The organism is Actinoplanes campanulatus, assembly GCF_014647795.1.
GTDB classification, from domain to species: Bacteria; Actinomycetota; Actinomycetes; order Mycobacteriales; family Micromonosporaceae; genus Actinoplanes; species Actinoplanes campanulatus.
Map to the genome: position 1 here is coordinate 62185 of NZ_BMPW01000009.1, position 23086 is coordinate 85270.

Annotated in this window: 20 protein-coding genes and 1 pseudogene; 12 read left to right on the forward strand and 9 right to left on the reverse strand. The window is 68.9% G+C overall.

The window, feature by feature from the left end; genetic code table 11:
• The first annotated feature begins 38 nt into the window (after nt 1-38).
• The 10 genes and pseudogenes from IEZ13_RS18515 to purU all read left to right on the forward strand — a co-directional run bounded on the left by IEZ13_RS18515 (nt 39) and on the right by purU (nt 10639).
• Nucleotides 39-1382, forward strand: coding sequence for an ATP-grasp domain-containing protein (locus tag IEZ13_RS18515; RefSeq protein WP_183223412.1), 1344 nt, complete (start codon nt 39-41; stop codon nt 1380-1382).
• Nucleotides 1379-2632, forward strand: a complete 1254-nt coding sequence (locus IEZ13_RS18520) for an ATP-grasp domain-containing protein (protein WP_183223414.1) — start codon at nt 1379-1381, stop codon at nt 2630-2632. The genes IEZ13_RS18515 and IEZ13_RS18520 overlap by 4 nt, the downstream gene beginning before the upstream one ends.
• Nucleotides 2629-3636, forward strand: coding sequence for an asparagine synthetase A (locus tag IEZ13_RS18525; RefSeq protein WP_183223416.1), 1008 nt, complete (start codon nt 2629-2631; stop codon nt 3634-3636). The genes IEZ13_RS18520 and IEZ13_RS18525 overlap by 4 nt, the downstream gene beginning before the upstream one ends.
• On the forward strand, nt 3633-4943 hold the full coding sequence (locus IEZ13_RS18530; RefSeq protein ID WP_183223418.1) for a glutamate synthase-related protein: 1311 nt from the start codon (nt 3633-3635) through the stop codon (nt 4941-4943). Before IEZ13_RS18525 ends, IEZ13_RS18530 begins: the two co-directional genes overlap by 4 nt.
• Nucleotides 4940-6265 (forward strand): phosphoribosylamine--glycine ligase, encoded by a 1326-nt coding sequence (purD, locus tag IEZ13_RS18535; RefSeq protein ID WP_183223421.1) that lies wholly within the window; start codon nt 4940-4942, stop codon nt 6263-6265. The genes IEZ13_RS18530 and purD overlap by 4 nt, the downstream gene beginning before the upstream one ends.
• Before the next feature lie 43 nt (nt 6266-6308).
• Complete coding sequence (gene ectB, locus IEZ13_RS18540; RefSeq protein ID WP_229794782.1) at nt 6309-7577, forward strand: diaminobutyrate--2-oxoglutarate transaminase; 1269 nt, start codon at nt 6309-6311, stop codon at nt 7575-7577.
• A gap of 28 nt (nt 7578-7605) precedes the next feature.
• Nucleotides 7606-8040 (forward strand): rhodanese-like domain-containing protein, encoded by a 435-nt coding sequence (locus IEZ13_RS18545; RefSeq protein WP_183223424.1) that lies wholly within the window; start codon nt 7606-7608, stop codon nt 8038-8040.
• Nucleotides 8037-8489: a cobalamin-dependent protein gene (locus IEZ13_RS18550; RefSeq protein WP_203833634.1), complete on the forward strand. Its 453-nt coding sequence runs from the start codon at nt 8037-8039 to the stop codon at nt 8487-8489. The genes IEZ13_RS18545 and IEZ13_RS18550 overlap by 4 nt, the downstream gene beginning before the upstream one ends.
• Nucleotides 8486-9745: pseudogene (locus IEZ13_RS47945) on the forward strand (methylaspartate mutase); the annotation flags it as partial. The gene IEZ13_RS18550 and the pseudogene IEZ13_RS47945, both read left to right, overlap by 4 nt.
• Nucleotides 9746-9778: 33 nt before the next feature.
• Nucleotides 9779-10639 carry a formyltetrahydrofolate deformylase gene (purU, locus tag IEZ13_RS47950; protein ID WP_372441828.1) on the forward strand — a complete coding sequence of 287 codons (861 nt, stop codon included), beginning with the start codon at nt 9779-9781 and terminating at the stop codon, nt 10637-10639.
• A gap of 2 nt (nt 10640-10641) precedes the next feature.
• On the opposite strand, the gene IEZ13_RS18560 is transcribed toward purU, so the two are convergent.
• Entirely contained in the window at nt 10642-11628 is a 987-nt protein-coding gene (locus IEZ13_RS18560; RefSeq protein WP_183223428.1) for an ArsR/SmtB family transcription factor, read from the reverse strand.
• Nucleotides 11629-11689: 61 nt separating this feature from the next.
• On the opposite strand from IEZ13_RS18560, the gene IEZ13_RS18565 reads away from it, so the two are divergent.
• Entirely contained in the window at nt 11690-12307 is a 618-nt protein-coding gene (locus IEZ13_RS18565; RefSeq protein WP_183223430.1) for a hypothetical protein, read from the forward strand.
• A gap of 58 nt (nt 12308-12365) precedes the next feature.
• On the opposite strand, the gene IEZ13_RS18570 is transcribed toward IEZ13_RS18565, so the two are convergent.
• The 4 genes from IEZ13_RS18570 to nudC all read right to left on the reverse strand — a co-directional run bounded on the left by IEZ13_RS18570 (nt 12366) and on the right by nudC (nt 15819).
• Nucleotides 12366-12623 carry a hypothetical protein gene (locus IEZ13_RS18570; protein ID WP_183223432.1) on the reverse strand — a complete coding sequence of 86 codons (258 nt, stop codon included), beginning with the start codon at nt 12621-12623 and terminating at the stop codon, nt 12366-12368.
• Between the two features lie 53 nt (nt 12624-12676).
• The gene (locus IEZ13_RS18575) at nt 12677-13819 is read right to left on the reverse strand and encodes a fatty acid desaturase (RefSeq protein WP_183223434.1); all 1143 of its coding nucleotides are present in this window, start codon (nt 13817-13819) and stop codon (nt 12677-12679) included.
• A gap of 14 nt (nt 13820-13833) precedes the next feature.
• Nucleotides 13834-14712 carry a HalD/BesD family halogenase gene (locus tag IEZ13_RS18580; RefSeq protein WP_183223436.1) on the reverse strand — a complete coding sequence of 293 codons (879 nt, stop codon included), beginning with the start codon at nt 14710-14712 and terminating at the stop codon, nt 13834-13836.
• Between the two features lie 198 nt (nt 14713-14910).
• Nucleotides 14911-15819: an NAD(+) diphosphatase gene (gene nudC, locus IEZ13_RS18585; protein WP_183223438.1), complete on the reverse strand. Its 909-nt coding sequence runs from the start codon at nt 15817-15819 to the stop codon at nt 14911-14913.
• Nucleotides 15820-15945: 126 nt separating this feature from the next.
• On the opposite strand from nudC, the gene IEZ13_RS18590 reads away from it, so the two are divergent.
• Nucleotides 15946-17241, forward strand: a complete 1296-nt coding sequence (locus IEZ13_RS18590) for an MFS transporter (RefSeq protein ID WP_183223440.1) — start codon at nt 15946-15948, stop codon at nt 17239-17241.
• Nucleotides 17242-17579: 338 nt separating this feature from the next.
• Here IEZ13_RS18590 and IEZ13_RS18595 read toward each other — a convergent pair whose 3' ends face one another.
• From IEZ13_RS18595 to IEZ13_RS18610, 4 genes are all read right to left on the reverse strand, one after another.
• On the reverse strand, nt 17580-19238 hold the full coding sequence (locus tag IEZ13_RS18595) for a DUF885 domain-containing protein (protein ID WP_183223442.1): 1659 nt from the start codon (nt 19236-19238) through the stop codon (nt 17580-17582).
• Between the two features lie 60 nt (nt 19239-19298).
• Nucleotides 19299-19556 carry an acyl carrier protein gene (locus IEZ13_RS18600; protein ID WP_183223444.1) on the reverse strand — a complete coding sequence of 86 codons (258 nt, stop codon included), beginning with the start codon at nt 19554-19556 and terminating at the stop codon, nt 19299-19301.
• A gap of 4 nt (nt 19557-19560) precedes the next feature.
• The gene (locus IEZ13_RS18605; RefSeq protein ID WP_229794783.1) at nt 19561-21066 is read right to left on the reverse strand and encodes an amino acid adenylation domain-containing protein; all 1506 of its coding nucleotides are present in this window, start codon (nt 21064-21066) and stop codon (nt 19561-19563) included.
• A 138-nt stretch (nt 21067-21204) separates the two neighbouring features.
• Nucleotides 21205-22890: a 2-isopropylmalate synthase gene (locus tag IEZ13_RS18610; protein WP_229794799.1), complete on the reverse strand. Its 1686-nt coding sequence runs from the start codon at nt 22888-22890 to the stop codon at nt 21205-21207.
• Between the last annotated feature and the right edge of the window lie 196 nt (nt 22891-23086).

Sequence of the window (23086 nt, forward strand, 5' to 3'; positions counted from 1 at the left end):
CACCCTCTCGATCCCACCATCCGACCGTAGGAAGACCCATGACGACATCGTTCGTGTTGATGGAAATGATGAACCCGATGCTGCTGGTGGCCCAGGAGGCCAAGCGGCGCGGGATGAAGATCGTGGTGCTGAACCACAGTCCGTTGCAAACCGTCGGCCCGTACGCCGTGCCGGACGGAGTCGTGGACGAATACATCCACATTCAGTCCTGGGCCGACGATGCTGCCGTGCAGGCGATCGTCCGGGATGTGCACGACCGGTACGAGGTGGCCGGCACCTATGCCGGAGCCGAGCCGACGCTGCCCTACGATGCGATGCTGCGTGAGCTGGCCGGACTCCCGCACAACGATCCCGGCCAGTTGCGGCGGATCCTGGACAAGCGGTGGGTCCGTCGGCGGCTTTTCGACAACGGCCTCAGCGAGCTCAGGTCCGCCTCCCTGGCCGAGGCGCTGAGCTGGGATGCCTGGCCGTTCCGGGGCCGGGCCGTGATGAAGCCGGCCAACGGCACGGGCAGCGCCCTGTGCTTCCTGGTCGGCACGCTCGACGAACTGCACGCGGCGGTCGCGCGGGCCGGCCAGGTGACCATCGCCAACCCGTTCATGCGTGAGTACATCCAGGGTGCCGACGACTTCGTGGTGGAGGCGGAGGCGCACGGCGAGTTGCTGAGTGTCGAGTCGGTGGTGGTCCGCGGTGAGGTGCGATCGATCGGGCTCATGGGCCGCTACGTCCTGGCCAGCGATCCGGTGGTGGAGGCGGGGTTCCAGTTCCCCTATCCGCATCCGCGCCTGCTCGAGATCTTCGCCAAGGCCAAGCAGGTGCACGAGTGTCTCGGATTCCGGCACGGAGCTACCCAGATCGAGATGATGGTTCCGGAGTCCGGGCCGATCGAACTGATCGATTTCAACCCGCGGCTTGCCGGCACCGCCTCGATCGTGCTGTTCAGCCAGGCCTACGACACTCGGTATGAGCAGGTCCTGACGGATATCGGGTGCGGGCAACAACCGGACCTGTCCTTCCTGGCCGCCACCCGGCGCTTCGCCGGGGAGATGCTGCTGCTTCCGCCGCCGGAAGCCACCCGGTTCGATTCCATCGAGTTCGCCGACGGAACGATCTGCCACCGGTTGCCGAAGGCGCCGGGCACCGAGCTGTCCGGGCGCGCTGATCAGCTGGACAGCGTCGGCATGTTCGTGATCACCGCCGCGAGCGCCCCGGAACTGCACGAGGCGGCACTGCGGGCGCGGCGCGACACCCGAGTGAACGGCCGCCCGCTGGGCGAGAACGTGAACAACGTGCTCGCGTGGTCGCCCTATATCGGAATCGATCTACCGGACCGCCGCCAGGAGGCGTCCCAGTGCTTCAGCCTGTGGGAAGGCGTGCGATGAAGACGCTGGTGATTCTCTCCTTCCGCGCACTGGGCGCGTTCCGGCCGGACCTGGTCCGGGAACGGGACCAGGTCCGCTTCGAACTGATCATCTCCGAGGCGGAGTGGGCGACCGTCGCACCGGAGACGCGCACCTGGCTGGATCGCGTTCAGGTGGTGCCGTGCGGCGCCCCGGACGGTGGCGCCCTGCTGACCTCCGCGGTGGAACCGGACGCCGCACGGGCGGCGCTGCGTACCGTCCTCGCCGAAGCGGACGGCCCGGTCACGCTGCACTGCTTCGACGAGCTCAGCATGGAGTTCGCCGCCGAGCTGCGCGCCGAGTTCGGGTTGCCCGGCCCGCGGCCGGCCGACATCGTGCCGTTCCGCGACAAGTGCGTGATGAAGGACCGGCTGGTCGCAGCCGGCGTCCGGGTCCCACGCTTCGGCCGTTACCGGCCGATCGACGGTGACCCGGGACGCGCCTTCGCCACCATCGCGGATCAGGTCGGCGCTCCGTTCATCCTCAAGCCGGTCGATGCGGCGGGCAGTCACGGTGTGTACCTCATCGGCACTGCTGAGGAGCTGGCCGCGGCCGACGCGCTGATCGGCTCGGGATACGAGTACGAGGAGTTCGTCGCCGGAACGATGTACAGCGTCAACCTGCTGTCACACGACTCCCAGGTGATCTTCGGGGGAGTGACCGAATACCTGGTGAACACCCTCGACGTCCGGCGCGGCAAGGTCAATGCGGACATCAACCTGGCCGATGACGACCCGCGGGTCGAGCGGATGGTCGCGTTCGCCGCCACCGCCATGGCGGCCCTCGGCTGGCCGGACGGCGCCTCGCACCTCGAGCTGTTCCACACGAGCGATGACGAACTCGTCTTCCTCGAGGTGGGTGCCCGCTTCAAGGGGCTCGCCGGGCTCGCCGCCATGCAGCGCAACTACGGCATCGCCTTCGTGAACGCCGCGTTGCAGATAGAGGCCGGCCTGGAGAGCGACGCGTACCTGGAGGAGCAGGTCTACTGCTTCGACGCGGTGATGCCGCTGCGGAGCGGCGTGGTGGAGACCCTGCACCGGCCGGAACTCAACAGCGACGTCGACGTCACCTGGAAGGTGCGTCCCGGCGAGGTGGTCGAGGAGACCGACTCGCTGTTCACCGCGGGGGGAACCCTGCTGGTGTCGAACAAGGACTACCAGGTGCTCTACGACGACTTCTACCGCCTGGCCGATTACCAGCCCATCTCGTACCGGATGAAGGACAGCGAATGACGGCTGAGGCCATGCTGACGTCCCCTCCCGTCGCTGTTGCGCCGCCTCAACAGCGGCTGCCCACTCCGCAGATGCGCGCCACCCTGCGGATTCAGCAGCGGATCCTGATGACCGTCCGGCAACTTCTGCACACCGATGGGTTCGTCGAGCTGCTGCCCCCGACGATCGGGCCGGTGACCGACCCGGGCAGTCGTGGCGCCAAGCAGGTCGACATCGACTACTACGGTCACCGGTACAAGTTGATGACCAGCGGAATTCTGTACAAGCAGGCGTCGCTGCTGGCCTTCGACAAGATCTTCAACATCGCTCCCAACGTCCGGCTGGAACCGCTCGAGACGGCGACCACCCACCGGCACCTGGCCGAGTTCCACCAGATCGACGTGGAGTTCGCCGGAGCTTCCCGGGATGACGTGATGCGAGTCGCCGAGCGCCTGATCAGTGGGGCGGCAGCCGCCGTGTGCGAGCACCAGAGCGCCGACCTCGAGGTGCTCGGCCGGAACCCGGCCGACCTGAAGGCGGTGGCCGGCGGTGGCTTCGGCCGGATGGCGCATCGCGACGCCGTCGCCGAGTTGCAGAGTCTCGGGCATGAGCAGAGCAGCGCGGCCGAGCTCGACTGGGTCGGCGAAGAACTGTTGTCACGCCGGCATCAGCAGGCCTTCTTCGTGACCGATTACCCCAAGGGCTCGCGGGGCTTCTACGACCGGGAGAGCCGGACCCAGCCGGGGGTGCTGCGCAACTTCGACCTCATTCTCCCGGACGGATACGGCGAAGTGATCAGCGGCAGTGAGCGCGAGCACGACTACCGCCGTTTGATCATGCGGATGCGTGAGACGGCCGAGAACCCGGCCAAGTACCGCTGGTATCTCGACGTCGCCAAAGAAGGCTTGCCGGCGAGTGCCGGCTTCGGCATCGGGCTGGAGCGGTTGACCCGATACCTGGCCGGTCACGCGGCGGTCTGGCAGGCCAGCGCCTTCCCGAAGATTCCCGGGGTGGTGTCGCCGTGACATCACTGGCGGCTCCCGGATTCGACGAGGCGCGGGTGCGAGAGCGGGCCCGGCTCGGCGCCGGCGCCGTCTTTCCCCATCCGGACGGGTACGGCAACACGGTGTTCGGGCAGGATCCCACCGCGCCGGCCGGTGATGAGATCGACGAACTGCGGCTGGTTCCGCCGGTGTTCGTGCCGGGCCGGTTGACGCGCCTGTTCGAGTTGGGCGAGGAGCCGATGCCCGGCGACGTCCTGCTGGACACCGCGGTGGGCGGGTTCGCCGCGCCCTACCCGTTGTACGTGAGCGCCTTCGGGTCCACGGATGTGTCCGCTTCGGGCCTGGCCGCAGCGTTGAGCCGCCAGGCCGGCGTGCTCGGCATCCCGATGGTGATCGGGGAGAACCTGGTACCGACGGCCGGGCTCGGCCGGCTCGGCGAGCGAACCCGCGGAGCGTTGCTGGGCCGGATCGAGGCGTACCTGTCGGGTGCGGGGGCCCACGGTGGCGTGGTGGTGCAGCAGAGCACCCAGGACGCCGACGCGGAGGTGTGGAACGTCGTCTACAGCGACCCGACCGCGACCGCGCTGCTCGACCAGGGCCGCCTGGCATTCGAGCTGAAGGTGGGTCAGGGCGCCAAGCCCGGCCTGGGCGGGCAGACCCTGCTGCGGCGCGAGCAGGCGGCCGGGCTCGCCGACCGGTTCACGCTGGCCGAGCTGTACGAACCCGGCACCGACGCGGTTCTGCGATGTGCCACTCCCGGCACGTTCACCGAGGAGATCCTGGCTCAGCAGATCCGTCTGATGCGCAACAACTACCCCCGGTGCCGGATCTGGGTGAAGTTGCCACCCGGGCGCGACATCAGCCGGGCGACGGAGATCTGTTGGGGAGCCGGCGCCGACGCGGTCACGGTCGACGGCGCCGAGGGCGGAACCGGTTGGGCGCCCGCGGCATTCCTGCAGCATGTCGGCCTGCCGCTGGCCGAGTGTCTGGCCCGTGTCGATCCGCGTGACCGCGACCTGCTGGTGTCCGGACGGATTCTCGACGGGGCCCGCGCTGCCAAGTGCCTGGCGCTGGGCGCACGGGCCGTGGGGCTCGGGCGTGCCGCCCTGATCGCGGTCGACGAGGACCCGCGACACGGCCTGGTCCGGTTGATCGAAGCCATGGCGCTCGAGCTGAGGCTGATCGCCAGTGCGCTCGGCAAGTACGACATAGCCGACCTCGATCGGGATGACCTCTGGTCGCCCCGGACCCGGCGAACGGTCGCTGGACCGGCACGCCAGCACGAGGGAGCTAGTCCATCAATGGAGAGTATGGAGGCAGGTCGATGAGTACACGGGTCCTGGTCGTCGACGGGACCGGGCGGGGGCATGCCATCTGTGACCTGTTCGTCCGCACCGATCCGGAAGTGACGGTGTTCTACGGACCCGGGTGCGGCGTCATCGAACATGATCGGATCCGTCCGGCGCCGGGCGTATCGTTGGACAATCCGCGCACGGCGGTCGAATTCCTCCAGCAGAACCCGATGGACCTCGTGTTCGTCTCGAACATCGACGCGCTGTCACGCGGCTTCGTCGATGTGCTGCGGTGCTTCGGCTATCCGGTGATCGGGCCCACGCAGGCGGCGGCGGCGCTGGAGTCCAGTAAGGCCACCGGCAAGCGATTCTGTGTCGATCACGGGATCCCGACCGCCGAGTATCAGTCCTTCACCGACCCGGTCGCCGCTGAGGCGTACATCTCGTCGCGGCCGTACGCGTGCGTCGTCAAGCTGGACGGCCTGACGCCCAACGGCGACGGCGCCGTCGTCTGTGACACCGAGGCCGATGCTCACCAGGCCGTCCGCCGCTTCGCCGCCGAGCACGGCGAAGCGTTCCGGGTGGTGGTGGAGGAACGGTTGACCGGTGACGAGATCTCGGTGTTCGCCCTGCTCGACGGGGCGTCGTATGTGCTGCTCCCGACCGCCCGGGACTACAAGCGGACCCTCGACGGGGATCTCGGTGGCAACTGTGACGGCATGGGGTCGATCGCCCCGCACCCGGCCGAGGACGACGCGCTGCGCGCGCGCATACGGGCCGACCTTCTCGACCCGCTGATCCGTGGGCTACGAGCGGAACGCCTCGACTTCACCGGCTTCCTGTATCTGGGCGCCATGATCACCGATCGTGGACTGCGAGTGATCGAGATCAACGCCCGGTTCGGTGACTCCGAGGCCGAGGTGGTGCTGCCCGGGATGACGAGTTCCTTCACCGACGTCTGCCGGGCGGTGCTGGCTCAGCAGCTCAGTGGCGAGCGGATCGCTTTCGACGGCTTGGCTCGCTGCACGGTCGCGCTCACGCAGGGTGGTCTGGATCCGGACGATCCGGCGGCTCCGCCCGGCTGGCCGTTCGGTGACTTCGTCGCCGGTCAGCCGGTGACCGGGCTCGCGGCCGCTGCCTTGTCACCGGACGCCCAGCTCTTCTACGGCCGCCTGGATCGCGGGCCAGGCGGTGTGCCGGTCACCACCGGTGGGCGTGCGCTGCACGCCGTAGGCCGCGGAAAGACACTGGCCGATGCGCGTACGGCTGCCTACCGGGCCGCTCAGCTCATCGCCTTCCCCGGCATGCGGTATCGCCGCGACATCGGCGCCGACCGCATCCTAGCCGCCGTCGGCTGATCCCGACCTCACCGAGCGGACCCTGACGATGAACCTCAGCACCATGCCGCAAACCACCGAATCCGAGGTCCGGAGTTACTCCCGGTCCTTTCCGACAATCTTCACCGCCGCCAAAGGCGATGTGCTGCGGGGCCATGACGGGTCCACGTACATCGACTTCCTGGCCGGCGCCGGGACCTTGAATTACGGCCACAACCCGGAAACGGTCAAGCGCCGTCTCATCGACTACCTGGAAAGCGACGGGCTGACCCATGGCCTTGACCTGACCACCTCGGCCAAACTGGAATTCCTGAACGCGTTCACCGACTGCGTGCTCGAACCACGCGGCCTCGGCTACCGGGTGCAGTTCTGCGGTCCGACCGGCACCAACGCCGTGGAAGCAGCCCTCAAGCTGGCGCGACTGGTCACCGGCCGGACCAATGTGATCGCGTTCAGCGGCGCCTTCCACGGTGTCAGCACCGGATCGCTGGCCGCTACCGCGTCGAACTACTACCGCTCCGGGTTGCACACGACTCTGGGCGGCACCACCCACCTGCCCTACCCGGACTCTCCGCTGGGCGAGTACGACACCATGGATCTGCTGCGCCGCCTGGTGGAGGATCCGGGCGCCGGTACGGCGAAACCGGCCGCGGTGCTGCTGGAGACGGTGCAGGGGGAGGGCGGGGTGTACGTCGCCCCCACCGACTTCCTGCGCGAGCTGCGTGAGTTCTGCGACCGCCACCAGATCCTGCTGATCGTCGATGACATCCAAGCCGGATGCGGCCGGACCGGTTCGTTCTTCTCCTTCGAGCGGGCCGGGATCGAGCCCGACTTGATCACCCTCTCCAAGTCGATCGGCGGCTATGGCCTGCCGATGGCGGTTGTGCTGATCAAGCCCCAGTACGACATCTGGCGTCCCGGCCAGCACAACGGCACGTTCCGTGGTAACCAGCTCGCCTTCGTCGCCGCGGCAGCGGTGCTGCGCGAGTACTGGGCGGACGGTCCGGACGGCGCGTTCGTCACCGCGGTGCGCGGCAAAGGCCGCGAGGTCGCCCGGCGGCTCGGCGCCTCGACGGCCGTTCAGCTCGGCGCCCGGGTACGTGGACTGGGGCTGATGTGGGGCCTGGATCTGTCGGCGGTCCCCGACGTATCCGCTGGGAAGGTGTCCCACCTGTGCTTCGACCGCGGTCTGATCGTCGAGACCTGTGGCCGTGACGGCGAGGTCATCAAGGTTCTCCCGCCGCTGACCATCTCGGACGAGAACCTCTCGCAGGGCCTCGACATCCTGCTCGACGTGTTGCAGTGCGCCGTTGACGGGACATCCGCGGCCTGACCCGGCGGCGGCGACAAGGAGACCTCACATGACTGACACGGCTACGAGCGCCCCGCCGCACACCGGCTCCCGGGTGCTGGGCGTCGCGCCTGCTGATCAAGCCGAGGCGCTGGACTTCTTCCGGCGCCGGCTGCGCTGCGAGACCGATCCGTACGACGTCCACCACGACATCGAGGCCGGGGAGACCGGCCTGGTCGTCCTGGACGTACGACGGCGGGAGGCCTACGAGGCCGGCCACGTGGCCGGCGCGCGCAGCCTCCCGCACCAGCTGATGACTCCCGACGTGCTGGCCGGGCTCGATCCCGAGAAGGTGTACGTGACGTACGGGTGGGGCCCCGGCTGCAACGGCGGCGTACGCGCGGCGATCGCACTGTCGGAGTACGGCCTCCGGGTCAAGGAGATGATGGGCGGCCTGGAGTACTGGCAGCGTCAGGGTTATCCGATCGCCCGGAGCACGCCGTGACCGCGCGACCGGTGGCCGGTCATGTGCTGCTGTCCACCGTTTCCTCCGACTCCCACACCTGGAATCTGGTCTACCTGCAGTTGTTGCTGGAGGAATCCGGCTTCGTGGTGACCAACCTCGGGGCCTGTGTCCCCGACGACCTGCTGATCGACACGGCGGCCCGGACACGCCCCGACGTGTTGTTGGTCAGCTCGGTGAACGGGCACGGCCACCTCGACGGGGCGCGTCTGATCCGCCGGGTACGGGCAGACCCGCGTACCCGCCGCCTGGCCGCGGTGATCGGTGGCAAGCTGGGCGTCACCGGTGATGACCGGCCGTACGTCGAGCCGTTGCGCGAGGCCGGCTTCGACCTCGTATTCCCCCAGGGCGCCGATGCCGGCGAGCTTCCCGCTCAGCTGGCCGCACTGGTGGCACGCGGACGCAAGCAGAACGAGGCGAGGGTGGCGTGATCCGGCCGACCGGCGACCTCGCGGCACACGTACGGGCCGCCGGCCGGCTGGTGGTGCAGCCGCGGATGGGGATCGGTGACCCGGCGCGGATGGCGGCCGGGATCCGTGCCGTCGCTCGAGCCGGAGTCGATGCGGTCGCCACCATCACGGTCGACAGCTACACCCGGGTGGGCGATGCGGAGGGCGCCCGGGACGCACTGCGCCGCGGCGCCCTGCTGAACGGCTTCCCGCTGGTCACCCACGGACCCGCGGTGACCGCCGAGGTGGCGGCAGTGGCCGATGGGCTGCCGGTGCAGGTACGACACGGATCCGCCGCGCCGGAACAGATCTTCCGCACCCTGATCGAGGCCGGCTTGTCCGCAAGCGAGGGCGGCCCGGTCTCGTACTGTCTGCCGTACGGCCGGACTCCGCTCGCCGAGTCGGTCGCTCACTGGCGCGATGCCTCCCAGCAGTTGCAGGAAGGATGCGAGGCCGGTGGGCGCCGCGCTCACCTCGAGACCTTCGGTGGATGCCTGCTGGGTCAACTCTGTCCGCCATCGCTGCTGGTGGCGATGAGCGTGCTGGAAGGCCTGTTCTTCGTTCAGCAGGGAGTGCGCAGCATCTCGCTGAGCTATGCGCAACAGACCGATCCGGTGCAGGACATCGAGGCGATGGCGGCGCTGCGCCGGCTGGCCGGGCTCCTGCTGCCGCCCGGCGTGGACTGGCACGTGGTGCTGTACGGCTACATGGGAGTCTTCCCCTCGACGGCGGCCGGCGCGGTGTTGCTGACCGAGCGCAGCGCACAGGTTGCGGCGCGGGGAGGCGCCGATCGCCTCATCGTGAAGACGGCGGTGGAATCGCTGCGGCTACCCACCGTGGCGGAGAACGTGGCTGCCCTGCGGGGCGCCGCCCGGACCGCGGCGGTAGCGGGTGTGCACAGCCGGTTACCGGATCTGACCCAGGTGGACTGTTCCGAGGTCCTGGCCGAAGCGACCGCGCTGGTGGACGCCGTGCTCGCCCTGTCCGACGACGTGGGTACCGCACTGCGTGACGCCTTCGCCGTCGGCCTGCTCGACGTGCCGTATTGCCTGCACCGGGACAATCTCGGCCGGACCCGGACGTTGATCGAGCCGGGTGGGCGCCTGGCCTGGGCCGATCGGGGTGGCATGCCGTTGCCCCCGGCGGTACACCGCACGTCGATCCAGGTCGCTTCCCAGCATCTGCTGCGCATGCTGCGCCACACCGCTGACGAGTACGACCACGCTGCGGTGGCCGCAGATCGGACCACCGGACCGGAAGGGAGCCGCACCGTGCCGGCCGAGCAAGACTTCGTCCTGACCCTGACCTGCCCGGATCGCCGGGCGATCGCGCGTGACGTGACCGGCTTTCTGGCCGAGCAGCAGCTCAGCATCGTGGACAGCCGGCAGTTCGCGGACGTCACCTCCGAACAGCTCTTCATGCGTGTTCAGATGCGTGGCGAATGCGGCGTGGCCGGGGTGGAGCAACTGCGTAAGGAATTCGAGCCGGTCGCCGACCGATTCGGGATGCGATGGCAGCTGCACGATCTGACCGTGCCACACCGGGCGATCATCATGGTGTCCCGTCACGGTCACTGCCTCAACGACCTGCTCTTCCGGGTCCGGTCCGGCGCCCTGCCCATCGAGGTGCCGGCGGTGGTGTCGAACCACCCGGATCTGGCCGACATGGCCCGCTGGCACGGTGTGCCGTTCCACCACATCCCGGTGACCGGGGACACCGAACCTTCGGCCGAGGCCGAGCTGACGGAATTGATCGAGCTGTACTCCGCGGACACCGTGGTGCTCACCCGGTACATGCGGATTCTCTCCCCACAGCTCTGTGCCAGGCTGGAAGGACGCTTGATCAACATTCGCCGCACTCTGTTGCCGGGCATCGAGGGCGCCGATCCGTATCAGCGGGCCCACGTGCGTGGGGTGAAGGTCATCGGCGCCACCGCCCACTACGTCACAGCGGATCTCGGCGAGGGCCCGATCATCGAACAGGACTTCGTCCGGGCCGATCACCGGCATACTCCGGAGCAACTCGCCACCCTCGATCACGACCTGCAGGCCAGCGCACTCGCCCGGGCGGTGAAGTGGCACGCCGAGCGCCGGGTGATCCTGGACGGAATACGGACGGTCGTGTTCTCGTGACCTCAGCCGGGCTCGCCCGCCGCGATCAGGGTGTCCGCCGCCGGGGTGCGCAGATACAACACGCTGTGCCCGGCACGGTAAGCGGTCACCAGGCCGGCCTCACGCAGGACGGTCAGGTGGTGCGACACGTTGGGCGCCGACATGCCGAGCCGATCCGCCAACTCGAAGGTCGACGTCGGAACCGCCAGTTGGGTGAGCAGCCGCGCGCGGGATCGGCCGATCACCCGGGTCAGCGCCGACGCCACCGGCTGCCCGCTGCGACTCCACAGCTCGCCGACCGCGCGCGGCGGATACACCAGGCCGGCCTGGCCCGGCGGGTTGCTCTGGGTGAACACTCCGGGCCAGACGAAGACGCTGGGCACCAGCACCAGGCCGCGACCCGTGTCCAGCACGCGGGTCGCCTCGTAGGCCGGATGCGCCACCCGCAGCGTGGCGTGCTCCCAGCTCACCTGCGCGTGCAGCCCTTGGAACAGGGCCGCGGCGCCGCCCTGGGCCAGGGCCCAGGACCGATGCAGCACTTCGCCGTCCAGCAGGCGGGTGATCCGCGGCCAGTGCGGCAGCAGGGCCACCCGCCAGTAGTCCTGGATTTCGGTGATCAGCCGTTTCAGGCCCGCCTCGGGGTGCCGGTGCAGTGCGGTGACGAAGGGATGCCACGGCTGGGGCAGGCGCTCCACGTCGGCGCGCAACACCGCCGGCGGGGTGGCCGCCACACCCGCCAACTCCTCCTCGATTGACGGGGCGGCGGTGTGTGGCACCGGGGTCAAGAAGTCCGGCACGTAGAAGCTGGGGATCGGAACGAGCGCGCTCAGCAGCGCGAACTCCACCCCTGCGGCCTTGAGCTCCCGGCCTGCCGACCGCGACCAGGTCGCGTGCAGCACATGCCGTTTCGGCTCTTTGAGCGCCTGGACGCTGGTCACCACCTCCCACAGCGGCGACCGGGCGAACCTGGTCTGAGCCATGTCCTGTGCCGAGAACTCCAGCTTCAGCATGCGTTCCTCTCGCGTCGCTCATCCACCCGATCGCTGATCATCTATCAACCGCGGAGGCAAGTTGTCCACCATCACGTCCCCTCAGCAGCGTGCCGACCAACTCGCCGAGGCGCTCCAGCTGGTCATGCTGCTGCGGATCGGCCTGCGGGAGGATCATCGGGTGCTGGACCGCACTCCGGCGCCTGCCCAGGCGAACCCCTTCGGCCTCGCCTACCTGCGGCCGGGCCACTACTATCGGCTGGCGGACGAGCCCGTGCCGGCGGCCCGCCGGCGATCGGCCAAGGTCCGCCATCCCATTGCGATACAGGTCAGTGACCTCAGCTCGGCCGGCCCATGGGACTTCGTGCTGGACGCTCTGGTGGAGCCGTCGCAACTGGCCACCACGGTCGGCCAGATCGCCGATGTGCTGGCCCCCCGAGGGGCGTGGGTCGGCGCCGTTCCGCGCGGTGAACCGTCGCGGCACATGCTCTCCGGCCTGCTCGGTCAGCATGGAATGAGTGTGACGTTCGTGGCCGTGCCGCCGACCCTGGGTTGCCGGTGGTTCGTGGCCACCCGGCAACCGGCATCCGGTCGCCCGCTGATCGACCTGGGCCTGACGTCCTGGATGGACGTCCTCGCCGAGTCGTCGCAACAGACCCTGAACGAGAGCCGCCCACCCACCCGCTGCGGCATGATCTGAGACGGCCATGGGCGCGACCGGCAATCCCGGTCGCGCCCATTTCGGTTACCCAGGGTCCCTACGGTGCGGTGACCGAAAGCCGGACCCCGACCACGTCCGCCAGCACGCGGAAGGCGGCGCGCATGTCCGCCGGACAATCCTCGAGCCCGGTGACGCACGCGTTGCAGCAAACCCGCGCCGCCCGTACCAGATGGCGTTCCAGTGGGGGATCCACATAGAACTGGAACTGCAGCATCTCCAGCGGAGCCGCGAGCCGGACCAGCATCTCGTCCGGCATCTCCATCAGCCAGGCATCGTGGCGGGGCGCCTCGATCACACCCTGTACCGCGGCCCGTACCGCTGCCGAATCCAGTCGCTCAGTGCGCGGGTTCACGCCGCCGCCCGCTCGGCCGTGGCGGGCTGCAGCGGCCGGGACGGCTCCGCCGTCGTGAAGTCGGCGACACTGTTGCCGACGTACACATGGCTGAGCAGACCGCCCCACACCTCGAAGTAGCGTCCCGCCTGGTCGGTGCCGAGATCGTCGTTGCGGACCCAGGACGAGTTCGCCCAGTCGCATTTGGGACGGACATGATGCAAATCGTGCTGCACCGTGTCGCCGACCAGGATGCACATCCGATAGGGCGTGTAGAGCAGCACCATTCGTGCCCACCACCCGGCCCAGGCGAGTCCGCTCCGGAGAAGTCCGCTGTGCCGGTTGTCCGGTACCGGTGTGCCGCAGAAGCGGCCGAAGGTGAGCTGGTCCCGCTGCGGCTTGGTGAGTCGTTCGGCGTTGTCGAACAACCACCACCGGTGCTCGCTGAGGGTGTAGAGCAACGTGTGGTTCTGGAAGAAGAAGGTGGCCGGAACGAACCAGAGCAGCACCCACTGCAGCCACCAGCCGGTCGCGGCCAGGAAGACGATCGTGACGGCCAGCCAGGTGAGGCTCATCGCCAAGCGGTAGGCCGGCGGCCGGGAGAAGAAGTTGCCCCGCACACGGCTGGCGAAGAAGCCCCAGTGATGCTTCGGGGACAGCAGGGCCCGCCACATGTAGCTGCGGAACTCCCGCCGCGTCATACCCGGCCGGGCGCCGGTGGATTGCAGGTAGAGCGTGTCTCCGTCCCGCAGCGAGCACGGGTGCGCATGGTGCACCAGATGCTCTTTGCGGTTCTCGTCGTACGGGGGACGCCACAGGAGGGTCGTCACGATCTCGCTGACCACCCGGTTACCGGCGGTGGCGCGGGTGTACATCTGGTGCAGGGTCTGGTGCACCACAACGACGTCGAGCCGGCGCATCCCGCCGGCGGTCACCGGCCACGCCAGCAGGACCAGGGGCACCGCGAAATACCATCGCTGCTGCAAACCGGCCGCGCCGACGGCGACGCCGACCGCCGTCTGCGTGATGCCGGCGATCAACGCGAGCACCGGCCGCCACAGGACACGAGGCCGGCTGCCGGCCAGCGGAACACCGGTCACCCAGGTCAGGAAGGGCTGGACGGCACGCGGGAGACCGCGCATGGTCTCGCGTGGTTGCATCGATCCTCTCCTCGTCACTGCGCCTGGCTGGTAGCTTCACGGGGGTCGCGGACGCCACCGAAAAGCGCATCGTTCGTCTCGTGGGTCATCGGGCGATCCAGATCCGGTGTGCTGGCCAGCGTCATGTTGACGATCGTGCGCTGCCCCTCGCCGCGGATCGGGTGCACGCGATGCATGGTGGTGTTCGTCTTGACCACATAGGCGTCGCCGGCCTCGAGCGCGTACGACCGGACCTGGCTGGAGATCAGCGCACCGTAGACGTCCGGGTTCGACTTGTCCCATGAGGTGTTCGGCACGGCCTGCACGAAGCCGCCCTCGGTGTAGTGCGGAGCCTCGATCACCAGGATGATGCCGTAGGTGTAGTCGTCCCAATGCCAGCCGTGCGTGTCGCCGGAGGAGTCCAGGCGACTGATCACGTAGTGCTCGCCGGCGTACGGGCAGGTATGCACCTGTTCGCCGACCAGGCCGGCGACGAAGTCGAGCAGCACCGGGGCGAAGTAGAAGTTGTGGATCAGCGGACCCTCGTCGCGGATCACCGGCTGGCCGACGGTACGCATCCGGCGCGGCGTGCCATCGGTGATCTCGAATGTCAGATCGTGATAGGCGCCGTGCCGGCCCATGATGCCGTTAGCCTCATCCTTGATCGCTTCCAGCAGCGACGGCGGACAGAAACCCGGCAGGGTCACGATGTGCTCGTCAGCGAACTTGGCGGCCAGCTCGGCCCGACGCTCGGCGGAGAAGCTCTCGGCCAGGTGGGTGGCCATCAGGCTGGCTACCGCATCGGGCAACACCTCGGTCGCGGCGGTGGACTCGAGGGTGGAGGCGTCCATAAAATTCCTTTCCGGATTCGTGGCGGCCGGCGGTAATGCTTCGATGCCGAAACCGCCAGGCACGGTGCATCCCGATCGCCGTGTGTACGGGTAGGGCGGAAATGACGCGATCGCGTTCTGCCTCATCGCCGTACCGGCGCTCGTGGCCATCCGACTGTCGCATTTGGCGTGGGTCGGCTAAAGGCTCTACACAATGCACGAATTCGCATCGCACGATGACGCACGGTCCCGGCCGGGTCGATTGATGACGATCGCCGCTGTTCAGGCCCCGGCCCAGGAGCGCAACAGGCGGCCGCCGATCGAGTCCTCCGGACCCGGTCCGGGACCCGAGGTGATCCGCTCGACTATCTCGGCGCGATGGAACCAGCGGGCTTCCATCAGTTCCTCGCCGTCCACGGTGATCGCCTCGGACAGCGCGTGAGCGGTGAACCCGACCATCAGACCAGCGGGAAACGGCCAGCCTTGAGACCCACGGTAGGCAACGTCGCCCACCGCGACACCGGCTTCCTCGGCCACCTCCCGGCGAACCGCCGCCTCCAGACCCTCACCGATCTCCACGAAGCCCGCCAACAGCGAGAAGCCGTCGGGCCCGGCGCCGTGATGCCGGGCAAGGAGACAACGCGGCTCGGGCTCGCAACTCTGCACCAGAACGATGACGGCCGGCTCGATCCGGGGAAACATCTGCCGGCCGCAGCTCTCTGCGGTGCAGACCCGGACGTGCCCGGCCTGGATGGCGCGGGTGGCCGCACCGCATGATCCACAGAATCGGGTGTGCCGGTTCCAGTGCAGCAGCCCACGGGCATAAGCCAGCGTGGCGGCCTGCGGAGACGGCAGAACGGGGACCAGCTTTCGCACCTCGGCGCTCGCTTGCGCACCGCAGGCGCGCAGCGCGTCGCCCTCACTGAGCTCGCTCAGATCCGCGGCGAAGACCGGCTTCTCCCCCTCCAGGCCGAGCAGCACCGATTCGGGCGACGCCCGCAGCACCGCGTGAGCCGCACTGCCGGCGATCTCGACCGGCCGGCCCTCGCCTACCAGGCACCGATCCCGCCAGATCGGAATGACCCGCATGTCCGGGCGAGCCTGCTGGGATGCGACCCACGCGACATCGCCACGCCGGCCGGGCATGCGGTTCTGCGGGGTCTGGGTGTACGCAAGATCCTCAAACGTCATGCCCGGATCCATACCACGTACGGCCGGGCAGGCGGGCCGCGATTCCATCCAGATCGAATGTCTCGGCCGCCGGCCGGCGCCACCCCGAGGCTGGAAGGGGCCTACCCTTTCGAAGGAGATTCCTGCGTGGCAGCTTCCCTTTCCTCCCCACTGTCGTCCTTACGGGACAAGTTCGGCTTGCCCAATATGGCGCGGCACCGCAACCTTGCCTCCGCTGCTCTGATCGACAGCCTCGGCACCGGCATGCTGCTCGCCTTCGTGGTCGTCTACTTCGCGGAAACCACCACGCTGTCGTTGCCGGCGATCGGCGGGGCCATCACCATCGCCCGGTTCATCGCGGCGCCTACCGCCATGGTGGTGGGCGCCATGATCGATCGATTCGGCACGCGCCGGGTGGCGCTCACCGGCAACCTGATCTCGGCCGCCGGGTACATCGGTTTCCTGGCCGCCGACAGCCTGTGGGAGGTCGTCGCGGTCACCATGCTGACGCAGGTCGGCGCGGTGACCTATTGGACGTGCAGCACCGGCCTGGTCGCGCTGGCCGCCGAGGGCACCGAACGCACTCGCTGGTTCGCCATGCTGCACACGCTGCGTAACGTCGGCCTCGGCGCGGGCGGGGCGCTCGGCGCGCTGCTGGTCGGCTCCGGCGAAGACAACCTCGGGCTTCGCCTGCTGGTCGTCGCGAACGTCATCAGCTATCTGGTGGCGGCGTTCCTGCTGGCCCGCTGGCGTCCGGCGGAGCAGAAACCGGAGACGCCCGCGTCGGCGGCCGCCGAACGGACGGAGACGACCAGCAAGTATTCGACGGTACTGCGGGACCGCAGGTACATGCTGCTGGCGACCATCAATATCGTCTTCGTGTTCGCGGCGCTGGTGCTGAGCCTGCTGATCGGTCTGTACGTCATCGAAGCGCTGCACGAGGACCCGTGGATCGCCGGGGCGCTGCTGTTGCTCAACAGCGCGCAGGTGGCGCTCACCCAGACGGTCGTCAGCCGGTGGATGGAGCGCTTCCGGGCCACCCGGGTCATCGCGGTCTCCTGCCTGGTCAACGCTGCGGCCTTCGGGCTGTTCGCGCTGCTGGGCATGGCGCCCTCGTGGCTCGTGCTGGCCGGCCTGATCGCCGCTACGGTGCTCTACTCGATCGCCGAGACCACCGCGACGCCGTTGTACGAGAACCTGAGCGTGGCCCTGGCGCCGGTCGAATCGCGTGGCCGTTACCTCGCGGTCTACCAGCTCTCGTGGACCTTCGGGCAGACCGCCGCGCCGGCCCTGCTCACCTTCCTGCTGGCTCGGGAATCGTGGCTGCCCTGGATCTTCCTCGCCGTCCTCAGCGTTGTCGCGGCGCCGGCGGTCCTCGTCCTGGAGCGGTTGATCAACAGCCGGCGCCCGGATCAGGCCGCGGTGGCCGGCGCTCCGGTCTGACTCGCCGCCGCGGCCGCCGGGCTGGGCCCATCGGTGTGTCCCGTTCGCGAGCCGGGTGGTTCGGGTGCCTTCACATCGAGAGAAGTAGGAGTTGACGCATCACATGCTTGAAAGATCCGTTATCCGGCCGATCGTGCGTCACGGTCCTGGACACGCCGGCCCTTGCCGAGCCCGCCACGTGTACGGCGACACCAACGGGCCGGCCTTCAGCGGGGCATGCATCGCCCCTGCCTAGGACGTGACCGTTCCGGCCATCCGGGCCGGCGGACACCAGACCCGGCAGCCACCGACGTAGGTCCCCGTCGTACGTCGGTGGCTGCCGCTCGGCTTCAGCCGCTTCATCGTTGCCCGTTGCGCACCTGAGCCGTCCATCGGGCCACCACGTCGTCCAGCACCGCCATCGGAAGAGCCCCACCACCCAGGACGAGGTCATGGAACGCCTGGATGTCGAAGGCCGCGCCGAGCTCCCGCTCCGCCCGGGTCCGCAACCGCTGCAGCTCCAGCCGGCCGACCATGTAGGACAGCGCCTGACCGGGCATCTCGATGTAACGGTCGGTCTCCGACCGGATCTCCACCTCGGCCATCACGGTGCTGTTCCGCAGATAGTCCAGGACGCGCTGCCGGCTCCAGCCGAAGGCGTGCAGACCGGTGTCGACCACCAGGCGAGCCGCCCGGGTCGAGTCCATCGCCAGCATGCCGAGCCGGGCGATGTCGTCCGAATAGAGTCCCATCTCATCGGCCAGCCGCTCGGCGTACAGGCCCCAGCCCTCGCTGTACGCGTTGATCAGCACCAGGCGCCGCAGCGGGGGCAGCTCCGCCAGTTCCTGGGCGATGGTGATCTGGAAATGGTGCCCGGGAACCGCCTCGTGGAAGGTCAGCGCCTCCGACACGTATCGGTCACGTTCGGTCGCCAGGTACGTGTTGACGAGGAACGTTCCGGGACGTGAGCCGTCGAGGGCGGCCGGGGTGTACCAGGCCGCGGCGGCGTTGGGGGCGTCCGCCTCGGGTGTCGGTTCCACGACGCACCGATGAGAGGGCATCATGCCGAACCACTTCGGCGCGATCAGCTCGGCCCGCTCGATCGAGGACCGGGCCGAAGCGAGCAACTCCGCCGCGCCGCTCCATCGCAACGTGGTGTCGGTTCGCAGCCGGTGCTGCACCTCCGCGGCGGTCCGAACCCCGAAGACGCGGGACCCGATCGACACGTACTCCTCCGCCAACTGCTCGACGAGGTCCAGGCCGATCTGGTGCAGCTGCTCCGGCGTGTGGCCCGTCGTGGTGTGCATCCGCGCGAGAGCGGCGTAATTCGCCTCGCCCTGCGGCAGCCAGCACAACCCCGGTTGCTCCGGCGGCCGGCCGTGCGGCGCGATCTCGGCATCGAGCGCCTCACGGTAGGCGACGAACGCCGGCCGGACCACCTCCTGCAGCAACCGGTCCCGCTCGGCCACCCGCGGTCCGGTCAGCGGCGGTTGCCGCAACGGGTCACCCGCCGGGTCCGCCAGATACATGTCGATGCGGGACGTCGCGTACCGGACCCGCTCCGCGACCGGGGTGCGACCGGCGGCGACGCCGGCACGGTGCCGCTGGGCCACCCCTGCGAGGTAGCCGGGAATCGCCGCGAGCCGGGCGAGATAGCTCTGCTCCTGCGTCACGGTGATCGGCCGGGCCGCCGGCACCATGGTCAACAGCCGGGCGACCGGTGAGAGCAGGTAGTCGGCCATCGTGTGCTCGACCAGGCGCGCGTCGATGCGGTCGACGAGTGCGTCGGCCTGCTGCGCCACCACCGCCTGGGTGACCCGGTCCGGGCCGTCCGGATCGAGTTCTCCGGCACGTGCGGCGAGGTCCGCGGCCCGCCGGCGGAGCTCCTGCTCCGCTGCCTCGTCATGATCGCTGAGCAGGTGGTCGTAGCCCGGTAGACCCTGGATGAACTCGTGCAGCGGGTCCTCCCGGGCGATGACGTCGAGCAGGTCGCTGGCGAGCGAGAGTGCGGTGCTCATACGGTTCGTCTTTCGTTTCGTTGCGGCGATGGTCGTGTCCGGGGACTACTCGTGCTGCGTTCAGTCGACCGGCCGGGCCGCTTCGATGTACGCCGAGATGTCCGCCACGGTGGCCTTGCGGAACAGGACGTCCATCGGGACCGTCACACCCAGCTCGGCCCGGATCGCCCGTTGGACACGGGTCATGGCCAGCGAGTTGCCGCCGAGGCTGAAGAAGTTGTCGGTGGTGGAGAAGTCGTCGGAGTCGAGCGCCCGACTCCAGATCGCGCGCACGGTGGGTAGGGACATCGCGTGGTTCGCCTCCTGCTCGTCGGTCATCCGGTCACACAAGATCGCCGGCGGTCAGCGCCTGGCGGTCGGTCTTGCCGTTCGCGTTCAGCGGGAAAGCCTCCAGGACGACGAACTCCTGCGGGATCATGTTGTGCGGAAGCACGTCCAGCAGGTCCACGTACAGCCGCCGGGTGTCCAGGTCCGGTGCCGCGGGCAGCAGGTAGGCCACCAGGCGCAGTTCCCCGTCGCGATCGGGGACGGCGACCACCACGACGTCGTCGACGAGCTCGTGCTCCCGGACACGGCGCTCGACGTCACCCAGGTCCATCCGCATACCGCGGATCTTCACCTGGGCATCGACCCGGCCCACCACGACCAGGTGCCCGTCGGCGGTGAGGTAACCACGGTCGCCGGTGCGGTAGATCCGCAGGGGCCCATCCGCGCTCGGGAGTTCGGTGAAGCGGCGTACGTCGGCGGCTGACGCGTTGAGGTAGCCGGCGCTGACGCTCAGGCCTGATATGCAGATCTCTCCGGTGTCTCCGGCCGGCACCTCCCGGAGATCGTCGTCCAGGATACGAATCTCGGTGTTCTGGACCGGGGTGCCGACCGGTGTCGCATGTGCGCGATAGCGCGGATAGTCGCGCAATTCGTAGGAGGTCGCGACGTCGGTGCACTCGGCGACCCCGTACTGGTGGAGGAGAACGCAGGTGTTGCCCTCCTGGGTCGCCCATCTCTCGACCCGGGACACCGACAGCGGCTCGCCGCCGATGAAGACGTGGCCCACCCGGGTCATCGCGCTGTCGCCCACCGCGGTCTCGTGTTCGATGAGCACATACAGGGTGCTCGGCGCGCAGTGCAGTTGCCGTACCCCGCGGTCGGCGATGATCTGGTAGGCCATCACCGGATCGAACATGCGACTCGGCAGGAGATGGATGGCCGCCCCGCAGAACAACGGCGCCATCAACCCCCGCTGGCTGATGTCGAAGCCGAAAGAGCTGACGGTCAGCCCGTCGGCGCGGTCGTCGAGCCCGTAGTCGACACGCAGCCAGTCCAACAGGTTGTACCAGCCGTCATGGCGGACGGCCGTCGCCTTGGGGACCCCGGTCGACCCCGAGGTGAACACCACGTAGCACAGGTCCTGGTTGCTCAGCTTCGGCGCCGGGTTCGACACCGGCTGTGCGGCCAGCTCGCCGGTCAGGCTCTCGACGAGGAGAACGGTTCCGCTCACCTTGCGCAGCAGGTCCCGGGTATCCGCGGAGGCGACGATGAACGTGCCGCCCGCAAGCTGCGCCAGCATGAGCCGCAGCCGCTCGGCCGGATAGGTCGGATCCAGCGGCACGTAGGCCGCTCCCGCCTTCATGATGCCCAGGATGCTGGCGACGAGATCGGGTGTCCGGTCCAGGCACACCCCGACCATGGCTCCGGGGCCGATGCCCAGGGACGTCAGGTAGTGGGCGAAGCGATTCGCCCGCTCGTTCAGCTCCCGGTAGGACATCTCCCGGTCGCCGCAGGTGAGAGCCGTGCGTTCGGGGTCACGCCGCGCATGGCCCTCGAACACCCGGTGGACCGTCAGATCATCCGGAAGATCACGTTGTCGGCCTTGGAGAACCATCCGGGTTCCCTCCTCTACAGATTCCCAGGGATGCCGTCGATCGGATCGCGGTGTGCCGGGCCGGCGCACCGCTCGGACAGCGGGTCACGAAATCAGCGCCCGGCCGACGGCGGCGATCACGGCCGACAGGCACGCGGCGTCCCGGTCGGCGGCGATTCCGGCGCCGTACGAGAGCGCGCCGTCCAGACCGATCAGCGCGTACGCGGCGACACCGGCGCCATGGGCCTCGCCTATCGCGTGATCGGTGAACTCGACGAGTTCGCCGGCATAGCCGGCCTCCCGCAGCGCGGCGACGCAGGCGGTGACCGCGTCCGTTCCGGCTCCGCTCGCCGTGATCTCCCGGCCGTCCACTCCCGCGACGACGATCTCCACGACGGTCACCGCGTCGGCGGCGCTGATCCGGAAGTCCTTGAGCAGCAACGCCGGCCGCCCGACATCCAGGTATTCACGCGTGAAGACGGCGTGCAGGTCGCGCGACGTCAGTTCCGCGCCGCCCTCGTCGGCGACCCGCTGCACCTGCCGGGCGAAGTCGACACGCAGCCCGCGAGGCAGGTCCAGGCCGTAGGCGCTGCGCAGGACATGGGCGACACCGCCCTTGCCGGACTGGCTGTTGACCCGGACCACCGATTCGTACGTCCGCCCGACGTCCTTGGGATCGATGGGCAGATAAGGCACCTCCCAGGGCACCTCGCCGGGCGCCGTGCCGGTCTCGGCGGCGCGCCGTTCGACGGCGGCCAGGCCCTTGGCGATGGCGTCCTGATGGGTGCCCGAAAACGCGGTGTAGACGAGGTCACCGACATACGGGAACCGGTCGGGCACCGGGAGGCGGTTGGCGAACTCGACGGTGCGGCGAACCTCGTCGATGTCGGAGAAGTCCAGCTGCGGGTCGATTCCCTGGCTGAAGAGATTCAGCGCCAGGGTCGCCAGGCACACGTTGCCGGTACGCTCGCCGTTGCCGAAGAGGGTGCCCTCCACCCGGTCCGCTCCCGCCAGCACTGCCAGCTCGGCGGCCGCCACCGCGGTGCCGCGGTCGTTGTGCGGGTGCACCGAAAGAATGATGCCGTCCCGATTGTCCAGATTGCGATGCATCCACTCGATCTGGTCGGCGTAGACGTGCGGCGAATGGGTCTCCACGGTGCTCGGTAGGTTCAGCGTGACCGGTCTCCCCGGGCTCGCGTCCCAGACGTTCGTGATGGTGTTCGACAGCCGGAGAGCGAAATCCGGCTCGGTGACGTTGAAGGTTTCCAGCGAGTACTCGAAGCGCAGGCTCGTCCGCCCGGCGCGCGCCGCCTTGCGGGCGATGTGCCGCGCCGAGCCGAGCGCCATCGCCTCGACCTCGTCGGCGCTCATGTCGAAGACGACATCCCGCCACAGGCAGGCGGTCGCGTTGCACAGGTGCACCATCGCGCGGTCGGCTCCCTCGACGGCCGCGAACGTTCGGTCGATCAGTTCCGGCCGTGCCGGAGTGAAGACCGAGATGGTGACATCGTCGGGGATGCGGTCGCCCTCGATCAGCGTGCGCACGAAGGTGAAGTCGGTCTCGCTCGCCGAGGGATAACCGACTTCGATCTCCTTGAATCCCATCCTGACCAGCAGGTCGAACATGCGCTGCTTGCGCTCGACGTCCATCGGGCTGCTCAGCGCCTGGTTCCCGTCCCGCAGGTCGACGGACGCCCACAGCGGCGCGCCGGCAACCGTCCGGCCCGGCCAGGAACGGTCCACCAGCCGCTGGCCGGGTTGGTCGGCCCGGCGATAGCGGTGGAACGGCATGGCCGATCCGTTCTGCGGGTTCCACCACGGCTGGCTCTCGCCGCGCGGGCCGGTGGGGGTGCGGATTCTCGACGAGGGGAGGATGTCTTCTGATGCCGCGGTCATGTCGCTTCTTTCCCGGTTGAGAGATGTCCAGTGGGGACCCGGCCGGTGCGGGCCGGCCGGATCGGCGAATGCTTCGGCGGCGCTCCCCGGC

Coding starts and splice junctions, on each gene's coding strand:
- IEZ13_RS18515 (WP_183223412.1), top strand. CDS start 39: ATGACGACATCGTTCGTGTTGATGGAAATGATGAACCCGATGCTGCTG.
- IEZ13_RS18520 (WP_183223414.1), top strand. CDS start 1,379: ATGAAGACGCTGGTGATTCTCTCCTTCCGCGCACTGGGCGCGTTCCGG.
- IEZ13_RS18525 (WP_183223416.1), top strand. CDS start 2,629: ATGACGGCTGAGGCCATGCTGACGTCCCCTCCCGTCGCTGTTGCGCCG.
- purD (WP_183223421.1), top strand. CDS start 4,940: ATGAGTACACGGGTCCTGGTCGTCGACGGGACCGGGCGGGGGCATGCC.
- ectB (WP_229794782.1), top strand. CDS start 6,309: ATGCCGCAAACCACCGAATCCGAGGTCCGGAGTTACTCCCGGTCCTTT.
- IEZ13_RS18545 (WP_183223424.1), top strand. CDS start 7,606: ATGACTGACACGGCTACGAGCGCCCCGCCGCACACCGGCTCCCGGGTG.
- IEZ13_RS18560 (WP_183223428.1), bottom strand. CDS start 11,628: ATGCTGAAGCTGGAGTTCTCGGCACAGGACATGGCTCAGACCAGGTTC.
- IEZ13_RS18575 (WP_183223434.1), bottom strand. CDS start 13,819: ATGCAACCACGCGAGACCATGCGCGGTCTCCCGCGTGCCGTCCAGCCC.
- nudC (WP_183223438.1), bottom strand. CDS start 15,819: ATGACGTTTGAGGATCTTGCGTACACCCAGACCCCGCAGAACCGCATG.
- IEZ13_RS18595 (WP_183223442.1), bottom strand. CDS start 19,238: ATGAGCACCGCACTCTCGCTCGCCAGCGACCTGCTCGACGTCATCGCC.
- IEZ13_RS18600 (WP_183223444.1), bottom strand. CDS start 19,556: ATGACCGACGAGCAGGAGGCGAACCACGCGATGTCCCTACCCACCGTG.
- IEZ13_RS18610 (WP_229794799.1), bottom strand. CDS start 22,890: ATGCCGTTCCACCGCTATCGCCGGGCCGACCAACCCGGCCAGCGGCTG.